14 protein-coding genes and 2 rRNA genes are annotated in these 17,865 nt (G+C 47.5%); 9 read left to right on the top strand and 7 right to left on the bottom strand.

Features of this window, described 5'->3' with window-relative positions:
- From BFC17_RS03860 to radC, 4 genes are all read right to left on the bottom strand, one after another.
- Positions 1-729: a capsule biosynthesis GfcC family protein gene (locus tag BFC17_RS03860; protein WP_070175147.1), complete on the bottom strand. Its 729-nt coding sequence runs from the start codon at positions 727-729 to the stop codon at positions 1-3.
- Positions 726-1,427, bottom strand: a complete 702-nt coding sequence (locus BFC17_RS03855; protein ID WP_070175146.1) for a YjbF family lipoprotein — start codon at positions 1,425-1,427, stop codon at positions 726-728. The genes BFC17_RS03860 and BFC17_RS03855 overlap by 4 nt, the downstream gene beginning before the upstream one ends.
- 129 nt (positions 1,428-1,556) lie before the next feature.
- Positions 1,557-1,916, bottom strand: coding sequence for a hypothetical protein (locus tag BFC17_RS03850; protein WP_070175145.1), 360 nt, complete (start codon positions 1,914-1,916; stop codon positions 1,557-1,559).
- Between the two features lie 171 nt (positions 1,917-2,087).
- Positions 2,088-2,762: a RadC family protein gene (radC, locus tag BFC17_RS03845; protein WP_070175430.1), complete on the bottom strand. Its 675-nt coding sequence runs from the start codon at positions 2,760-2,762 to the stop codon at positions 2,088-2,090.
- A 145-nt stretch (positions 2,763-2,907) separates the two neighbouring features.
- Between radC and coaBC the strand changes: the two genes are divergently transcribed.
- The 9 genes from coaBC to BFC17_RS03800 all read left to right on the top strand — a co-directional run bounded on the left by coaBC (position 2,908) and on the right by BFC17_RS03800 (position 12,513).
- On the top strand, positions 2,908-4,125 hold the full coding sequence (gene coaBC / locus BFC17_RS03840) for a bifunctional phosphopantothenoylcysteine decarboxylase/phosphopantothenate--cysteine ligase CoaBC (RefSeq protein WP_070175144.1): 1,218 nt from the start codon (positions 2,908-2,910) through the stop codon (positions 4,123-4,125).
- A 57-nt stretch (positions 4,126-4,182) separates the two neighbouring features.
- The gene (gene slmA / locus BFC17_RS03835; protein WP_070175143.1) at positions 4,183-4,773 is read left to right on the top strand and encodes a nucleoid occlusion factor SlmA; all 591 of its coding nucleotides are present in this window, start codon (positions 4,183-4,185) and stop codon (positions 4,771-4,773) included.
- 81 nt (positions 4,774-4,854) lie between these two features.
- A complete protein-coding gene (locus BFC17_RS03830) occupies positions 4,855-5,424 on the top strand; it encodes a TetR/AcrR family transcriptional regulator (protein WP_070175142.1) in 570 nt (189 codons plus the stop codon).
- Positions 5,425-5,510: 86 nt separating this feature from the next.
- A complete protein-coding gene (locus BFC17_RS03825) occupies positions 5,511-5,837 on the top strand; it encodes a DUF1820 family protein (RefSeq protein WP_070175141.1) in 327 nt (108 codons plus the stop codon).
- A gap of 36 nt (positions 5,838-5,873) precedes the next feature.
- Positions 5,874-6,365 (top strand): hypothetical protein, encoded by a 492-nt coding sequence (locus tag BFC17_RS03820; protein WP_070175140.1) that lies wholly within the window; start codon positions 5,874-5,876, stop codon positions 6,363-6,365.
- 159 nt (positions 6,366-6,524) lie between these two features.
- Positions 6,525-7,142, top strand: a complete 618-nt coding sequence (locus BFC17_RS03815) for a hypothetical protein (protein WP_070175139.1) — start codon at positions 6,525-6,527, stop codon at positions 7,140-7,142.
- Between the two features lie 4 nt (positions 7,143-7,146).
- On the top strand, positions 7,147-8,547 hold the full coding sequence (locus BFC17_RS03810; RefSeq protein WP_070175138.1) for a Y-family DNA polymerase: 1,401 nt from the start codon (positions 7,147-7,149) through the stop codon (positions 8,545-8,547).
- A 2-nt stretch (positions 8,548-8,549) separates the two neighbouring features.
- Entirely contained in the window at positions 8,550-11,609 is a 3,060-nt protein-coding gene (locus tag BFC17_RS03805; protein WP_070175137.1) for an error-prone DNA polymerase, read from the top strand.
- A gap of 109 nt (positions 11,610-11,718) precedes the next feature.
- Entirely contained in the window at positions 11,719-12,513 is a 795-nt protein-coding gene (locus tag BFC17_RS03800; protein ID WP_070175136.1) for a hypothetical protein, read from the top strand.
- 1 nt (position 12,514) lies between these two features.
- Here the strand turns inward: BFC17_RS03800 and BFC17_RS03795 are convergent, their stop codons facing one another.
- The 3 genes from BFC17_RS03795 to BFC17_RS03785 all read right to left on the bottom strand — a co-directional run bounded on the left by BFC17_RS03795 (position 12,515) and on the right by BFC17_RS03785 (position 17,525).
- The gene (locus BFC17_RS03795) at positions 12,515-13,207 is read right to left on the bottom strand and encodes an ion transporter (RefSeq protein WP_070175135.1); all 693 of its coding nucleotides are present in this window, start codon (positions 13,205-13,207) and stop codon (positions 12,515-12,517) included.
- 1,189 nt (positions 13,208-14,396) lie between these two features.
- Positions 14,397-14,512: ribosomal RNA gene (gene rrf, locus BFC17_RS03790) — 5S ribosomal RNA — on the bottom strand.
- A gap of 144 nt (positions 14,513-14,656) precedes the next feature.
- Positions 14,657-17,525: ribosomal RNA gene (locus tag BFC17_RS03785) — 23S ribosomal RNA — on the bottom strand.
- Positions 17,526-17,865: the final 340 nt, after the last annotated feature.

Below are 17,865 nucleotides of genomic sequence, written 5' to 3'. Positions count from 1 at the left end.
TTACATCCTATGCATCATCAGTTGGGCGATATGGTCGTTAAGCGAACCGATTCGATCGAAAAACAGCTCATCCTGCAGCGGGATAAAAATTTCACTGCCTGGCATGGGTCGGTAATGCTGCTTATTCCAGTAAGCAATACCTAATTTATTCACAGCGCCATCAGGTTCCAGTAAGTAGACATAATCCCGGTGAGCGGCGTGACTGAGCTGAACCTTGTCGAGATAGTCGGTAACAGTAAAGCTGCCGTCGAAGGGCAATGCGGTAGCCTGAGTCAGCATGCCGGTGAGTTTTATCTGCTCCGTTCTTGGTTTTAAACGAATGTAGTAAACACCTTCGTTAAACTGCGGGTTACGTTTTGGGTTTAAGCGCGCCTGATCGTAATCGATATTGATGTTGAGTCGACGCATTAATTGCCAACGGCCAATCTCCTGATAAAACGCGGTCAGATTGCGATAGGCGTTACTGTCTTTGGTTTGCTGGCGAATCAGCGACGCCAGTTGCTTTAGTACCTCGGCGCGCATCTGTTCAACGTCTGGGTCTTCCAGGTGATATACGGCGGCGTTTGCCCAGTACTCTGGAGTAGGCTCTACCATGGATAACACCGTTGCTAACCTCACCGGCTGATTAAAGGTAATGATTTTGCCTGCCACATTAAAGGTCACATCCGCAAGTACCCAACTCGGTAAGCACAGCAGTGCCACCAGCGCCGTTCTGATGAAATACTTCATAGGTCAGACTCCGACTCGTTTAGCAGGCGGGCGATACGGCTAACATAGGTCATTACCATACGCTCTGAATAAGGGGTTGCCTGTTGCTCGGAATACACCACTTCTCTGGTGCTGGCATCCAGCCAGTAATAATTCTCCCAACGCTCGGTATGCTGCCAGTAAGGGTCCTGAATCTCCGTTGTCATTACCTCGGTAACCGGTATAACCGATAATGGCTGCTCGTAGAAAGTAACCGTTTCTGGTTGGCCTTCCTGCCATTGAGAGGTCACTGGTAAACCATACACTTTATCTTCGATATCAATTTGATACTGCCAGCTCTGGCCGTTAAGAGAGTGTTCTTTTCGCAACGGGTTAGCGTCTGTCCCCTGGGTATATTGCAGATTAGTTTGCAGCCCGCTGGTCCGAATAATCTTATTGTTGTCCATGGTTAATACCGCGTGATCAGCCGATACCCACTTATGATGTCCGCCTTCGATATAAGCTAAAGCCAGAAAAGCAGGCTGGCGTTCGCCATGCACAACTTTGAGTAAATCAATTTTGCTACTTTTTACCTGTTCGAGGGTAAGTGAGGGAGTATCCGGGAAAAACGCTAATTTAAGCGTATTCCAGTATAGCTGGTTGGTAGACGAGCAGCCTGACAGCAAGAGCCCCGTTAACAGCCCAACCAAAATAATACGACGAGAGAATGCAGAAAACATGAATAACTCTGTATTGCGAAAGCTTACCGGTTCAGATGAGTTCAATGTACAAGAAAAGCCCGGCATGCTAAACACTTTAGCCAATAAAAAAGCCGCCTGAGAGGCGGCTTTTAGAATTCGGTATAACGATTAACCAGCTGTTGGCAGGTAAGTAGTTGTTACCGGAACAGTGATTGTAGTGGTTACTGAGTTAGACACTGTTACGGTTACTGTATCAGTAACGTTGTAACAAACGCCGTCAATCAGGTCGTCACCAGCTTCACAAGAAGCAGGTGGTGGGGGTGGTACGATAACAGTAGAGTTACCGTCGCTGCTAGCAGCAACAGAAGCAATAACGCTAAGACCGATAGCGCCACCAGCAACAGCTGCTGAACTCAGGCCACCAATTGTACCACCAGTAGCGGAGCCCGCACCGCCAGTCTCTTCTTGTGCATTCGCAGACATTGCCATAGCGGCAGTGATCAGCGTAATAAGCAATGATTTTTTCATGTTTAGTCCTTTCTATGGGATATCCGCCAAGTAATCATACTAAAGCATTTTGTACCCGAGATCACTAGGGTTGCTGCAAAAAAGTACAACTCAATGCTAACTATAGCGGTATATAAAAGCAAACTAAAGTATAAATTTTAAAACCTTTATAAAAAATAACGGCTAAAAGGTTCACATCAGCCCTTGTTGAGCCAGTGAACACACATGGTTATCTGCCACAATAAAATGGTCCAGCACATCCACATCGACCAGTGCCATGGCATGTTTTATATCCCGGGTTAAACGAATATCGGCCTCGCTGGGGGTGGCGTTACCCGACGGGTGATTGTGTACCAGAATAACAGCGGCCGCATGATCGGCTATTACCTGTTTAACAATTTCCCGCGGATAGACTGCAGCAGCATTTATGGTACCAGCAAATAATTTACGAAATGCAATTAACTGATGCTGACTATCCAGCATCAGCACCCCAAACACCTCTTGCTTAAGATCCCTGAGTTCGGCTCTTAAGTAAATTTTGGCGTCTTCGGCACAATTAAAAACTGACTTCTTATACAACGGCTCAGCCAGCTGTCGGCGGCAAATCTCCATGGCGGCTTGTAATTCGCAGTATCTGGCCATTCCAACCCCACTCACTTCGCACAACTGCTGACGGGATGCTGAGACCACTCCCCGTAAACTGCAGAAATGCGCCAGCAAGGTACCGGCCAGCTCCAGAACACTAAGCTCCCGGGTGCCTGTACGCAAAATAATGGCCAGTAATTCGGTGTCCGAAAGTTGATCTACGCCGTATCGGAGTAATCGCTCGCGAGGTCTTTCCTGCTCGGGCCAATTTTGTAGTGCCATGATAACTCTCATGAAATTAATCTGATAACCACTTTAGACTAAAGCATTAATTTCCCGTCCACTACTGCACCAGAGCCGGGTTTTCACTACCCACGGCCGTTACCACATGCTAATCTTTTAACGTTTAGCAGGTCAGGCATAAAAGATGACGTTACAAGGTAAAAAGATAGTATTGGGGATCTGTGGTGGTATCGCGGCCTACAAGACCCCGGATTTGGTGCGTAAATTAACCGCCGAAGGCGCTCAGGTAAGAGTAGTGCTGAACCAGTCTGCCAGTCACTTTGTCAGCGAACTGGCCTTGCAGGCTGTCTCAGGTTTTCCGGTGAGTACCGATTTATTAGACCCCAGTGCCGAAGCGGCAATGGGACATATCGAACTAGCCAAATGGGCTGATGTACTGTTAATCGCCCCGGTGACGGCAAATACCATGGCCAAACTGGCTCACGGCATTGCCGATGATTTGCTGACTACCCTGTATTTAGCTACCACTGCTCAGGTGTGTCTGGCACCGGCCATGAACCAGCAAATGTGGAAAGCAAAACCTACTCAGCACAATCTGAGTTTACTGCAAAATTATGGCATTCATCTGTTAGGCCCGGCGGATGGCGCGCAGGCCTGTGGCGATATTGGCCCCGGTCGTATGCTTGAGCCAGAGGATATTGTTAAATCGCTCAGCAGCCTGTGTAATCCGGTGCAGCCTCTGGCTGGCAAACGCCTGTTGATAACCGCGGGGCCCACCCGGGAATGTCTTGATCCTGTGCGTTTTATATCCAACCACAGCTCCGGCAAAATGGGCTTTGCCATTGCCGAACAGGCCCGCAACCAGGGCGCAGAGGTTACCTTAGTAACGGGCCCTGTGGCGCTGACTACGCCTAAGGGTGTGCAACGCATTAATGTGGAAAGCGCAGCCCAAATGCTCGATGCCGTAATGGCCGAAGTTAACCAGCATGATATTTTTGTCGCCACCGCAGCGGTAGCAGATTACCGGGCGCAGGCTGTGGCGGATAATAAAATTAAGAAAAATGACGATGAGTTAACACTTACTTTTGTAAAAAACCCTGATATTCTAAAGACAGTAGCAGGCTTGCCTAAACCGCCGTTTTGCGTTGGTTTTGCTGCCGAAAGTCAGGATGTTGAAGCTTATGCTAAACGCAAACTGGCCGATAAGAAGCTCGACATGATTGCTGCTAATGATATTACTATTGCCGGTTTAGGCTTTAACAGTGATGCCAATGCGCTAAATGTTTTTTGGCCGGGTGGCCGCCAGGACTTACCTGCGCAGCCCAAATTAGCACTGGCCGTTGCGTTATTGAACCTGATATCAGAACGATATCAAGAAAAACAAGACACACAGTCATTATAATATTCAGTAAACAACGAACCGTTGTCATCCAATATTAGTGGAGGAAACACTTTTATTATGCCTGCTGCAAAAAGAACAAATCGCCGCGCGCAAATTCTTCAGGCGCTCGCCAGCATGCTGGAAACCAGTCCCGGACAGCGGATCACAACCGCTAAACTGGCTGAGAAAGTAGGCGTATCAGAAGCTGCACTGTATCGTCATTTTCCCAGTAAAGCCCGGATGTTTGAGGGGCTGATTGAGTTTATCGAAGAAACCTTATTTTCGCGCATTAACAAAATAATGAACGAAGAAAAGGATTCGGCCGCCCGTTGCCAGCTTATCCTGCACCTGATTTTAGGTTTTGCAGAAAAAAACCCGGGTATTACCCGGATTTTAAATGGTGATGCCCTGATGGGCGAACAGGAACGCTTAAGGCTGCGCATTGCTAAGTTATTTGAACGCCTGGAAACTCAGCTTAAACAAGTGCTTCGTGAGCGTCGACTGCGTGAAGGCAAGGAATTATCGGCCGATGAAGGGCTGATTGCTAACACCTTGATTTGCTTTACTGACGGCCGTATTAATCAGTTTATTCGCAGCGGTTTTCAACGTAAGCCCACCGAACATTTTAACGAACACTGGGCTTGCTTCAAACAGTCGTTTTTTATCTGATTTCTTTATAAAACCAACCGTTTATTTGCATTTAGTGCGAGGCAAACTACAGTTATTAAATAACATAAAATTAACAGTATTATGCCTCGTAAATCGCTTTATAACTTAGATGATATTCTTGCTGAAGCAGAAGATATCTTTATTGAACACAGTTATAACGGTGCAGTAATGGACGAAATTATTGCCCGGACTGAGTTTAATCGGCGTGGCTTTTATTTAGAATTTGGCAGCAAGCTCAAGTTTCTGTATGCCACTCTAAGCTACTACGAGACCCACAAACTCCAGCCTATTCTGGCTAACCTTGAAGATCATCAGGGACTGGCCTCCATCGAGCGTTTTTTTGCCGAATATATCGCACACATTTATGGCAGAGGCTGCCTGTTAATTAATATGGTGACAGAACTCGGCAGCGAGGATGACGAGATCAAATCTCGTGGTCGTCATTATCTGGACAGATTACAACTGGCCTTTATTGGCTGTTTGGAACAAGCCCAGCGCCAGCAGACAGTCCAGACCAATATTAACGTTGAGGCCGTTGCCCTGCAGCTCACCAGTTTTGTTCAGGGCTTCGCTATTAACAGTATTCTGGCTGAGAGCATCGAAGAGCTGCATATTGCCACCCGGGCATTACTTCAGCCTATCTGCCGCTAACAAACCGCCGTATTCTATTGGAGCGCAGCAATTAACCCCTTATAATTGTGAGCTATCACCTTTTTAGCAGTAAACAGAGAAAATTGATGGCCGGTAATAAAATGCTCTATCGTGTACAGTTTGTTAGTAATGGGGAACATTACGAGCTTTATGTGCGTGAAGTCTCCCAGGGCGGATTATTTGGATTTGTGGAGATTGGCGATTTTGTGTGGGATAACCATTCGCAAATCGTTGTTGATCCCTCGCATGAAAAACTCAAAACTGAGTTTGCCGACGTGACCAGTACTTTTATTCCTATGCATAATGTGCTTAGAATCGACCAGGTAAAAAAACAGGGAACTGCAAAAATTACCGAATTGTCTGACAAAGTCACCGCATTTCCTGGCCCTATCTATACGCCTAAAAACGAATAACCAGAAGGCAAATTCTCACACAAGGATTACTTTGGCATGATTATATTTGCAAGTTTCGCAGCGCTGATTTTGTTACTTATCTTTTTTGGTTTAAAAATACAGAACCTGCAAAAAGAGCTGGTGCTTAGCCAAAACAGCCTCAAAACCACAACAAGACGCATTTGTGATGCTAATTCCAGCATGGTAATCCTGGCTCAGCAAATCCAAAGTTTTCTGGCCGAAAGACTGGATGCCTCGCATAAACGAGGCCTGATCAGCGTTAAAAACTACGAAGTGCTGCAGCCCATGTTCGAGAAAATCAGTGCAGTAGCTGTGTATTGTATGGATAAAGGTATGTCGGTTGAAGAAGCACTGAATGCCGCATTAAAAGACAGTGAAGTCACCCTGGAACAGATTCGCGAAATAATAAAGGTACAGCCCAGTGATCTCAGGGTTGCCTGGAGTAAAAATACCCTCGATGGGTTTATTATTGCCTGCAAAGGGCTCAGCTTTCCCGCGACTAAAACCGAAGAAAAATCGGCCGATTAATATCAACAAATAAAACGCGCCTCTTGCAGAGGCGTTTTTTTTGGCTAAAATACTGTATAAATAAACAGTATTTTGATTATGCCAGCATCCATAGCGTCACTCATTAAACATCCCTTGGTTTTTAAGGGCAGAGCACAGCACGACAACCAGGCGGTCGGGATGCTGCGGCTCCCTTTTGGCCAGCAAAAACTGGATGAAGCTTGTGTTGGCGGTGTACCAGCAGCCGGCGTTATTACCCTTCGCGCTTTACCCGGCAGCTCGGAAATCCAGCTGATGCACAATGTAATGCAGCAAAAAGCGGCGACACAGAAACGCATTTTATGGCTGCATAACGACTGGCAACTCAATCACAACTGGTTAATTCAGTCGCCATTGCACAAGCAATCCTGGGTAGTCACTACCCGTTGTACCGAGGATTCGTTATGGGCAGGCGAGCAAGCCATTAGAAGTCAGGCATGTTGTTGTGTAGTTCTGTATATTTCGCAACTGGCTGCTAAAGCCGCCAGGCGTTTACAGGTACTCGCCTGCCAGTACGATTGTCTGGTAATTGTTGTTCAGCATGCATGGGGAAATCATGGAGTGCTTCCGGTTAATATCGATATGCAACTCACGTTTTCTGCTTCAGAGTGGTTGGTTCAGCTAAACCGTGTCAAAGGCGCCTGGCCGCAAACAGATATCCCCATCACTCACCCTTTACCTGCCAGCAATGATGCCATCGTTAAAGCCTTTTCACATTTCAGCCATGGACAAACTTCCACACTCCATGAAGTGAGCTAGCTAAGTGCACTGGCTTTATCTTTATTTTCCCCGTTTACAGTTGGATCAGTTTGAGGTGCTACACCCTGACTGTAGCGAACCGGTGGTGGTATTGGATATTAACCAGAACAACGTTAAACAACGTTCAAAAGTGGCAGCACAAGCGGGCATAAAAACCGGAATGGGCCTTGCCGAAGCAACGGCAATTCATTCGCAAATTGTTATTCTGGATTACTCTGAAGCCAGTGAAGCGGGCCAAATTGAGCAACTTGCAAATACGCTTTATACCATCGCCTCAGACATAGTGTGCTATCCCAACCAGGGCATTGCCATAAACCTGACCCCGCTGGCACTTTATTATCAGGGGCTGGACAATTTTTTTGCGCTTTGCCGGCAAACCCTTAACACACAACGCGTCCATTTTTACTTTGGCGCAGGCCCTACCATTGAAGTGGCCCGGGTGCTCGCTCATCACAAAAGCAATGCTTTATTTACCGAACCTAAGGATGCACTTGATGCCTTGGCAAAATGCCCGTTACACAGCTCGCAGCTGGATAAAAAAACTATCGGACAGCTTAAGCGTGCGGGCATAAAACAACTGGGCGAACTGCAGGCTCTGCCGCTGCAAGAGATTGGCAAACGGTTTAACAACGAGGTTATTACTTATCTGCTGGCGTTAAAAGGGGTTAAACAACCGCCCTATAGCCTGTTTCACCCGCGCAAACTGTTCAGCCAGTTTATGGAACTGCCCTATGCGGTAGACTCAGCCATGGGCATAAGCCGCTACCTTGCCCCCCTGGTCACTAATAATTGTCAGTACCTGCAAAAACGCAATTTAGTGACTGATGAATTACAGATAACACTGCTGCAACGGGATCACGGCGAGCTGTATTTTACCATCAATGCCGGCACAGCTCATCATCATGCGGACGACTGGCTGCTGTTAATCGACCTGAAACTGGAACAGCTTAGCCTGAGCTCAGCGGTAACATCGCTAACCCTGACCTGCGACAAGCTGAGTGAATTTAATCCTGACAACCTGTCCTTGCTGCAAAGTAATTACTCCAAACATGCTGAAAATATATTGCTGGGCAAGCTGCTGGCCAAATTCGGCAGCCAGAATGTTAATACGGTAAGTGCCATTAATGATCATCGCCCTGGCTATAGCAACCCACAGGTCTCAGCAGATAATGACAACAACAGCCAGTCCCAGCAGGATATCCAACCGGCATGGCTGCTACCTCACCCACAACCTTTAACCACAGACACCCACATAGTTTATGGGCCGGAGAGAATCAAAACCGGCTGGTGGGATAATCAAAGCATGATCCGAGATTATTTTATTGCTCAAACCCGTTCAGGGCAGCGCCTTTGGGTTTTCCGGGATGAACATCAACAGTGGTTTGTGCAGGGGTATTTTGGCTGATTATGTTTGCAGAGCTGGTTTGTCAGAGTAATTTTTCTTTTCTGGAAGGCGCATCCCATCCGGAGGAAATGGTCACTACGGCTGCCTTTTTAGGATATCCGGCGCTGGCAATTACCGATGAATGCTCTGTAGCGGGCGTTGTTAGGGCACATACCGAAATTAAAGCAAACAGACTCCCGGTAAAATTAATTGTAGGTAGCCTGTTTAATATTCCGTCGAGCCTGAAAATAGCCCTGCTATGCCCCGATAAAGTTGCCTATTCCGAGCTTTGCCGAATCATCACCAATGCCCGACGACGCAGTGAGAAAGGTCAGTACGCTCTGTCTCAATGGGATCTGAAGACCGTTAAATCCTGCCTGGCAATATGGTTACCTACCTACACTAAAGAAGATGAGCACTGGGGCCGCTTTTTTAATAAGTACTTTGCGGGCCGGTGCTGGATTGGTATTTCACGTTTACTGGATGGCAGCGACGCTGACCAGTTTGCGGCGGCGATGACGCTAAGTGAAGATCTGGATTTACCCATAGTAGCGACCAATCAGGTGTTGTTTCACCACCCCGACAGACAAACCACTCAACATGTGCTGCATGCCATCAGGACCCGCTCACAGGTTAAGGATTTGGGCAGACATGCTTTGCAAAATCAGGAGCGAAGTCTTAAACCCCTGTCCAAGCTGAGCCGTTTGTATCCCCCGGCATGGCTGGCCGAAAGTGTCGCCATTGCAGGGCGCTGCTCTTTCACTCTGGAAGAATTAAGATATCAATATCCCAGTGAACTGGTGCCCGCCGGATATAGTGCGACTAGCTACCTGAGACACTGCGTAGAACAGGGTATTAAAAAACGTTTCCCGGAGGGGTTGAGTAGCGAACTCAGGGCTATTATCGAAAAAGAGCTTTCTTTGATTAACTCGGAGGGCTTTGAGTATTTTTTTCTGACCATCTACGACATTGTGCAGTTTGCCAGCCAGCGCAGAATTTTATATCAGGGCCGGGGCTCGGCAGCTAATTCTGTGGTGTGTTACTGCCTTGAGATTACCGCTGTTGATCCGCGCCAGATTAATGTTTTGTTTGAACGTTTCATTTCTAAAGAAAGGAATGAACCACCAGATATCGATGTTGATTTTGAGCATGAACGTCGCGAAGAAATTATCCAGTATATTTATCAGAAGTATGGACGCGAACGGACGGCATTAGCCGCCAGTGTGTCTACCTTTCGGTTTAAGAGTGCCTTTCGCGAAGTGGGCAAAGCACTGGGCTTTAGTGAATCCCGCTTAAGCTACTGGCTAAAACAATTTAATTTACGTGACAGAACACTTGGCTGGCAGAGTCAGTTATTAGAAACCGGCATTGACCAACAGGATCATGCCGTTAAAAACCTGATCGCACAAACCGAAGCACTTATTGGCTTTCCTCGTCACTTGTCGCAACATGTTGGTGGTTTTGTTATCTCCGCTGGGCCTCTTTACGAACTGGTGCCGGTAGAAAATGCCGCCATGGCAGAGCGCACCGTAATTCAGTGGGACAAAGATGATCTTGAGTCTCTAGGGCTATTAAAGGTTGATGTTTTAGCACTTGGCATGCTGACAGCCATTCGCAAAACGTTTGCGTTAATTAAACAGCGCTATCAGTTTGATTTAACGATCCCTTTTATTTCTGCCCATGGTAGCGACCCACAGGTTTTCTCGGCCATCTGCAAAGCCGATACCGTGGGTGTTTTTCAGATTGAATCACGGGCGCAGATGAGTATGTTGCCCAGACTCAGACCCGTTTCTTACTATGATTTGGTGGTACAGATTGCGATTGTCAGGCCTGGTCCGATTCAGGGCGAAATGGTCCATCCTTATTTACGCAGACGACATGGGAGTGAACCGGTAAGTTATCCTTCCAAAGAAGTAGAATCGGTGCTGAGTCGCACCATGGGTGTACCAATTTTTCAGGAACAGGTTATTCAGCTAGCCATGGTCGCGGCCGGTTTTACCGGCGGTGAGGCAGACCAGTTGCGTCGGGCCATGGCCAGCTGGAAAAAGAACGGAAAGTTACGCCAGTTTCGCTCAAAGCTTATTGATGGCATGTCGGCTCGCGGCTACAAGCTGGCGTTTGCTGAGCAACTATTCGAGCAGATTTGCGGCTTTGGTGAGTATGGATTCCCGGAATCTCATTCTGCGTCATTTGCCGTGCTGGCCTATGCTTCCGCGTGGTTGAAGTACTATTTTCCCGTTGAGTTTTATGTTGGACTACTTAATAGCTGGCCAATGGGTTTTTATTCCCCGGCACAGCTGCTCCAGGATGCTAAAAAGCACCGCATATATGCACTGCCGGTAGATGTTAACAATAGCAGTATTGATCACACCGTAATTGATAACGACCATCTGCGTCTGGGCTTCAGACAGATTAATGGCTTATCAGTCAAAGGGGCCGAACAGGTTGTAAAACAGCGTCCCGCCGCTGGCTATCAAACACTGACACAATTGCGTCAAAGAGGCCTGAACCAGGCCGACTTAGCAGCGTTAGCCAGCGCTAATGCGTTGAGCAAGTTTGCCCCGGATCGATTTAATGTGCGCTGGAAGTTAATGGATTCCCAGTTAGCATTGCCATTATTAAACAATCTGGAGTCAACTGATATTCCAATTGAAGCACCCTCAGCGGTGGAAAACCTGATCGAAGATTATGCCGCACTGGACCTTTCCATTAGCGAGCATCCTATCCGCCTGTTACTGGAACGTTATACCTTTAAAAATATTGTAGTGGCAGAATCTTTACCAACAAAATCGCATAAAACTCCAGTTAGGGTCTTAGGCTGTGTTATAGGAAGACAGGCGCCGGGGAGCGCTGGCGGAGTGACCTTTATGACGTTGGAAGATCACACCGGCAATGTGAATATTGTGGTTTGGCAAAATACTGCCAGAGCCCAGAAGAAAGCATTTATCAGTGCCAGGATCCTTGAGGTTCACGGCATTCTGGAACGTTCACCAGAAGGCGTTATCCACGTGATCGCAGGAAAACTTATTGATCATAGCGATAAGTTTGAAGCCCTTGTGATTGGCTCAAGAGACTTCCACTAATCAGTAGTGCTGGCCCGGTTTAATATAAGCATTAGCCCAAAAAACGTATATAAATTAGCCAGAATTTATCTTATGCTAGCAAAATAACAGATTTTGTATGTAAGTAATCATGTTGCTCCATTCTTCGGCCTTACTTTTTCTCTACCGACTGTTGCTCATAATAATGTTCAGCTCCGGCTTGTTCTGTCGGGCCGACACTGTTGTTATCGGCACACAAAATCTGCATTACTTCCCTCACTATGATTTTACTGCTGATAACGACAAAGGGCTGGCCTGGGCCATTTTAGAAGCCTTCGAAGCTACCACATCCCATAAATTTGTGTATGAAGCCATGCCGGTTTTACGTCTGCAAAAAGAACTGGCTAAGGGTAGTATTGATGCTGTTTATCCGGATAACCCTAAATGGTTTAATCCCGTTATAGAAAATAGTAGGAAAGTATTTAGCAATCCTCTGACGAGAGCACTAGGGGGCACCATAGTACGGCCCAAATATGTTGGGGGAGGAATTGATGAAATTAAACGCCTCGTCATGCCACTGGGCTTTACCCCGGTCAATTGGCAGGAACGGGTCAACAATCGTTTGACTCACCTTATCCGTGTGGAAAATACTCTGAGTGCGTTAGAGTTAATTGCGCTGGACAGAGCCGATGCAGCCAACCTTGAGTACCATGTCACTATGCATATCGCCGCGCAACGACCATGGCTTGGCAACTTTACTTTAGATCCGGCACTGCCTCATGATGGCGTTTCGTTCATGCTATCAACCATAGCGAATAAATCACTCATAGCGGAGTTTAATGACTTCCTGGTCACACATCACGAGCAGATAATTCAATTACATCGTGAGTATAAAATAAGGCCCCCGGAAAATATCCTTAGCGATTTAACAGCCAAATTCTACTGACTCAGTCCTCTTTTTTATCTCTTACCGCAGACAATGCAGAAGCGACTATGCCAGTTGGTACGGCAATTAAACCAAGACCAATCATCAACACAAAAAACGTAAACATTTTCCCGCCCATGGTCACCGGATAAATATCCCCATACCCCACTGTAGTGAGTGTAGCGACTGACCACCACAGGCTGTCAAATATAGACCGGAATACCTCAGGTTGCGCAGCATGTTCAAAGTGGTAGATTCCAACTGCTGCCAGGTAAAGCAATACGAAGCTTGCCAGGGTAAATATAATTAACTCTTCTTTTGCTACATAAAGTGCTTTAGTAAAACGGTGGAACGCGGAATTATATCTGGCCAGTTTAATGATTCGTGCAAGCCTGAGCAGACGTAATAACCTTAATGTTGTCAGATCGACAGCAAATGCCAGAAAGAAAGGCAGAATAGCAATCAGGTCGATTAGCCCATAGAAGCTGAAAATGAATTTTAACTTATCTTCTGCCAGGTAGATTCTTGTTAGGTATTCAAGAGTAAAGAGACCCACTATCAGGTATTCAGCATACCGAAGTAAACGAATATCTTCGCTGCTGAGATCCGGCAGGGTTTCTATTGAAAAGGCCACGACAGACAGCATGATCAGGCTGGTGATACAAAATGCAAAAACAGGCTTATCTAAAAACGTTTTAGGTTGCTGACTGCTCATGAGTTAATCCGTTTAGGGCATCTACGCCGCTGAGTATGAAATAACATCCTGTAAGGGTGCTGGACGGTCTTTATTATTCATCGCCTACCAACTTAATTGCAAATGTAATTGTTTTGACTGAGATAGCGTCGGTGCGCTTTTTAACTCTACGGTTGCACAAAGGGGATCCCCGATAAGCACTGCGTGCTTTCGGGGATGATTGAGTTGTATTAGCGATAGCGACGGTGAACTTTTTAACTCTACGGTTGCACGAAGGGGATCCCCGATAAGCACTTCGTGCTTTCGGGGATGACGGAGATGTATTAGCGATAGCGACGGTGAACTTTTTGACTCTACGGTTGCACGAGGGGGGATCCCCGATAAGCACTGCGTGCTTTCGGGGATGACGGAGATGTATTAGCGATAGCGACAGTGCACTTTTTGACTCTACGGTTGCACGAGGGGGATCCCCGACAAGCACGGTGTGCTTTCGGGGATGACTGAGTTGTATTAGCGATAGCGACGGTGAACTTTTTGACTCTACGGTTGCACGAGGGGGGATCCCCGATAAGCACTGCGTGCTTTCGGGGATGACGGAGATGTATTAGCGGCAGCGACGGTGAACTTTTTGACTCTACGGTTGCACGATGGGGGTCCCCGATAAGCACGGTGTGCTTTCGGGGATGACTGAGTTGTATTAGCGATAGCGACGGTGCACTTTTTGACTCTACGGTTGTGCGACGGAGGTCCCGGATAAGTACTGCGTGCTTTCGGGGATGACGGAGATGTATCAGAGATAACGACGGTGCATTTTTTGACTCTACGGTTGTGCGACGGAGGTCGCGGATAAGCACTGCGTGCTTTCGGGGATGACGGATCTTTAGTTTAATTTTATATGCCCTCACATGGGGGTGAAGAAAGGTGCTTCGTAGAAGCATGTCGAATGCCGGTGGCATTCGGCAAGTGATGAACGCGAGCCATGGATGGCGAGCTGGACGCCCGCTACAGGGATGTATCACTAAAGGACGCTGTTCGCAGAGGGTTTATGGATATGACCCTCGATGGTTAGGCTCTCATGGGAGTGGCACGCAGTGCCTTTCTAAGGTAAAGGGCTATCCTGATGTTGCTGATAGTAGGGACGACGTCGTATTCATCGCCAGATGCAAAAAAGGGCTACCCTTTCGGATAGCCCTTTTTCTTAGAATTGGGAGCCTGGCGGTGTTCTACTCTCACATGGGGAGACCCCACACTACCATCGACGCTAACGTGTTTCACTTCTGAGTTCGGAATGGATTCAGGTGGGACCACGTCGCTATTGCCGCCAGGCAAAAACGGTTGTTACTGACTTCGTCAATAACTTAACAATTTTGGAATCTGATATTAGCTCAATCTATCGAGTAACTACTACTCTCTCTGACTTTATTAGACAGTCGTACCAACAACTTCTAAGTAAAGCTACTTAGGCGTTGTATGGTTAAGCCTCTCGGGCAATTAGTACAGGTTAGCTTAACGCCTTGCAACGCTTCCACATCCTGCCTATCAACGTCATAGTCTATAACAACCCTTCCAGGACTTAAGTCCAGGGATGACTCATCTTGGGGCTCGCTTCCCGCTTAGATGCTTTCAGCGGTTATCGATTCCGAACTTGGCTACCGGGCAATGCCTTTGGCAAAACAACCCGAACACCAGCGGTTCGTCCACTCCGGTCCTCTCGTACTAGGAGCAGCTCCCCTCAATCATCCAACGCCCACACCAGATAGGGACCGAACTGTCTCACGACGTTCTAAACCCAGCTCGCGTACCACTTTAAATGGCGAACAGCCATACCCTTGGGACCGACTTCAGCCCCAGGATGTGATGAGCCGACATCGAGGTGCCAAACACCGCCGTCGATATGAACTCTTGGGCGGTATCAGCCTGTTATCCCCGGAGTACCTTTTATCCGTTGAGCGATGGCCCTTCCATACAGAACCACCGGATCACTATGACCTACTTTCGTACCTGCTCGACGTGTCTGTCTCGCAGTTAAGCTAGCTTATGCCATTGCACTAACCTCACGATGTCCGACCGTGATTAGCTAACCTTCGTGCTCCTCCGTTACTATTTGGGAGGAGACCGCCCCAGTCAAACTACCCACCAGACACTGTCCACAATCCCGATTAGGGACCTATGTTAGAACATCAAACATACCAGGGTGGTATTTCAAGGACGGCTCCACAGAAACTAGCGTCTCTGCTTCAAAGCCTCCCACCTATCCTACACAAGTAGGTTCAATGTTCAGTGCCAAGCTGTAGTAAAGGTTCACGGGGTCTTTCCGTCTAGGTGCGGGTACACAGCATCTTCACTGCGATTTCAATTTCACTGAGTCTCGGGTAGAGACAGCGTGGCCATGGTTACACCATTCGTGCAGGTCGGAACTTACCCGACAAGGAATTTCGCTACCTTAGGACCGTTATAGTTACGGCCGCCGTTTACCGGGGCTTCGATCAAGAGCTTCGCTTACGCTAACCCCATCAATTAACCTTCCGGCACCGGGCAGGTGTCACACCCTATACGTCCTCTTTCGAGTTTGCAGAGTGCTGTGTTTTTAATAAACAGTCCCAGCCACCTGGTCACTGCGACCCCCGACTGCTTAAGGAGCAAGTCCTATCACAATCAGGGGCGTACCTTCTCCCGAAGTTACGGTACAATTTTGCCGAGTTCCTTTACCCGAGTTCTCTCAAGCGCCTTAGTATTCTCTACCTGACCACCTGTGTCGGTTTGGGGTACGGTTCACATAATCATAAGTTTAGAAGCTTTTCCTGGAAGCAGGGCATCAACAACTTCACCACCTTGGTGGCTCGTCTCGTGTCTCAGCCTTAAGAAACCGGATTTACCTAATTTCTCAGCCTACGCACTTTCACTTGGACAACCAACGCCAAGCTTGCCTAGCCTTCTCCGTCCCTCCATCACTGATTATATAAGTACGGGAATATTAACCCGTTTCCCATCGACTACGCATTTCTGCCTCGCCTTAGGGGCCGACTTACCCTGCCCTGATTAGCATGGGACAGGAAACCTTGGTCTTCCGGCGTGCGGGTTTTTCACCCGCATTATCGTTACTCATGTCAGCATTCGCACTTCTGATACCTCCAGCAAACTTCACAGTTCACCTTCAGCGGCTTACAGAACGCTCCCCTACCCAGCATGTAAACATGCTGCCGCAGCTTCGGTATATTGCTTAGCCCCGTTACATCTTCCGCGCAGGCCGACTCGACTAGTGAGCTATTACGCTTTCTTTAAAGGGTGGCTGCTTCTAAGCCAACCTCCTAGCTGTCTGGGCCTTCCCACATCGTTTCCCACTTAGCAATATTTTGGGACCTTAGCTGGCGGTCTGGGTTGTTTCCCTCTTCACGACGGACGTTAGCACCCGCCGTGTGTCTCCCGGATAGTTCTCTTTGGTATTCGGAGTTTGCAAAGGGTTGGTAAGTCGGGATGACCCCCTAGCCTTAACAGTGCTCTACCCCCAAAGGAATTCGTCCGAGGCTCTACCTAAATAGATTTCGGGGAGAACCAGCTATCTCCCGGTTTGATTGGCCTTTCACCCCCAGCCACAAGTCATCCCCTAACTTTTCAACGTTAGTGGGTTCGGTCCTCCAGTTGATGTTACTCAACCTTCAACCTGCCCATGGCTAGATCACCGGGTTTCGGGTCTATACCTAGCAACTAGACGCGCAGTTAACACTCGCTTTCGCTACGGCTCCCCTAAACGGTTAACCTTGCTACTAAATATAAGTCGCTGACCCATTATACAAAAGGTACGCAGTCACCCCGAAGGGCTCCCACTGCTTGTACGTATACGGTTTCAGGTTCTATTTCACTCCCCTCACAGGGGTTCTTTTCGCCTTTCCCTCACGGTACTGGTTCACTATCGGTCAAATAGGAGTATTTAGCCTTGGAGGATGGTCCCCCCATCTTCAGTCAAGATAACACGTGTCCCGACCTACTTAATATGTAAACAAAGCATCTTCATGTACGGGGCTATCACCCTGTATCGCTCAACTTTCCAGAAGATTCCACTAACACTTTGTTTATCGGCTGCTCCCCTTTCGCTCGCCGCTACTAAGGGAATCTCGGTTGATTTCTTTTCCTAAGGGTACTTAGATGTTTCAGTTCCCCTCGTTTGCCTCTACAACCTATGTATTCAGTTGCAGATACTGCCGAAGCAGTGGGTTCCCCCATTCGGACATCTGTGGCTCAAATGCGTTTTGTCAACTCACCACAGCTTTTCGCAGACTTACACGTCCTTCATCGCCTCTATTTGCCAAGGCATCCACCGTATACGCTTAGTCACTTAACCATACAACCCTAAATAGCTTCCCAGGTTACCCTGTTCGTCGTAGCCACTGTCTTATTCACATGAGTAAGGAATAAGGTTTGCTACCGTACAATACTATCCAAAGGATGCGACATCCTAAAAGGATGGATAACGTTGCGCCTAACCTCCGCCTTTTTATCCGGAGCCAGGTGTGCATTAAAGCACTGTTGTATGCATGACTGTCTAATCAAATTTACGTTTGCAACTTTCGTTGCGCCGTATGTCAAGTAGAGAGTAGTCTTGAAAGAACATCTTTCGATATTCTCAGTTACTCAATATTGATTGATTACTAAATATCAGCTTTCCAAATTGTTAAAGAACG

It is taken from the genome of Marisediminitalea lipolytica, from assembly GCF_001758465.1.
In the GTDB taxonomy this organism is placed as follows: domain Bacteria; phylum Pseudomonadota; class Gammaproteobacteria; order Enterobacterales; family Alteromonadaceae; genus Alteromonas; species Alteromonas lipolytica.
Note: the sequence above shows the minus strand (reverse complement) of the source record. Positions and strands in the feature narration are given on the sequence as shown.

Excerpts from the sequence above, each read along its gene's own strand:
- BFC17_RS03830 (WP_070175142.1), top strand. The coding sequence starts at position 4,855 with ATGCCTCGTAAATCGCTTTATAACTTAGATGATATTCTTGCTGAAGCA.
- slmA (WP_070175143.1), top strand. The coding sequence starts at position 4,183 with ATGCCTGCTGCAAAAAGAACAAATCGCCGCGCGCAAATTCTTCAGGCG.
- BFC17_RS03815 (WP_070175139.1), top strand. The coding sequence starts at position 6,525 with ATGCTGCGGCTCCCTTTTGGCCAGCAAAAACTGGATGAAGCTTGTGTT.
- BFC17_RS03860 (WP_070175147.1), bottom strand. The coding sequence starts at position 729 with ATGAAGTATTTCATCAGAACGGCGCTGGTGGCACTGCTGTGCTTACCG.
- BFC17_RS03820 (WP_070175140.1), top strand. The coding sequence starts at position 5,874 with ATGATTATATTTGCAAGTTTCGCAGCGCTGATTTTGTTACTTATCTTT.
- BFC17_RS03805 (WP_070175137.1), top strand. The coding sequence starts at position 8,550 with ATGTTTGCAGAGCTGGTTTGTCAGAGTAATTTTTCTTTTCTGGAAGGC.
- BFC17_RS03850 (WP_070175145.1), bottom strand. The coding sequence starts at position 1,916 with ATGAAAAAATCATTGCTTATTACGCTGATCACTGCCGCTATGGCAATG.
- BFC17_RS03800 (WP_070175136.1), top strand. The coding sequence starts at position 11,719 with ATGTTGCTCCATTCTTCGGCCTTACTTTTTCTCTACCGACTGTTGCTC.
- BFC17_RS03795 (WP_070175135.1), bottom strand. The coding sequence starts at position 13,207 with ATGAGCAGTCAGCAACCTAAAACGTTTTTAGATAAGCCTGTTTTTGCA.
- BFC17_RS03855 (WP_070175146.1), bottom strand. The coding sequence starts at position 1,427 with ATGTTTTCTGCATTCTCTCGTCGTATTATTTTGGTTGGGCTGTTAACG.
- coaBC (WP_070175144.1), top strand. The coding sequence starts at position 2,908 with ATGACGTTACAAGGTAAAAAGATAGTATTGGGGATCTGTGGTGGTATC.
- BFC17_RS03825 (WP_070175141.1), top strand. The coding sequence starts at position 5,511 with ATGGCCGGTAATAAAATGCTCTATCGTGTACAGTTTGTTAGTAATGGG.
- radC (WP_070175430.1), bottom strand. The coding sequence starts at position 2,762 with ATGGCACTACAAAATTGGCCCGAGCAGGAAAGACCTCGCGAGCGATTA.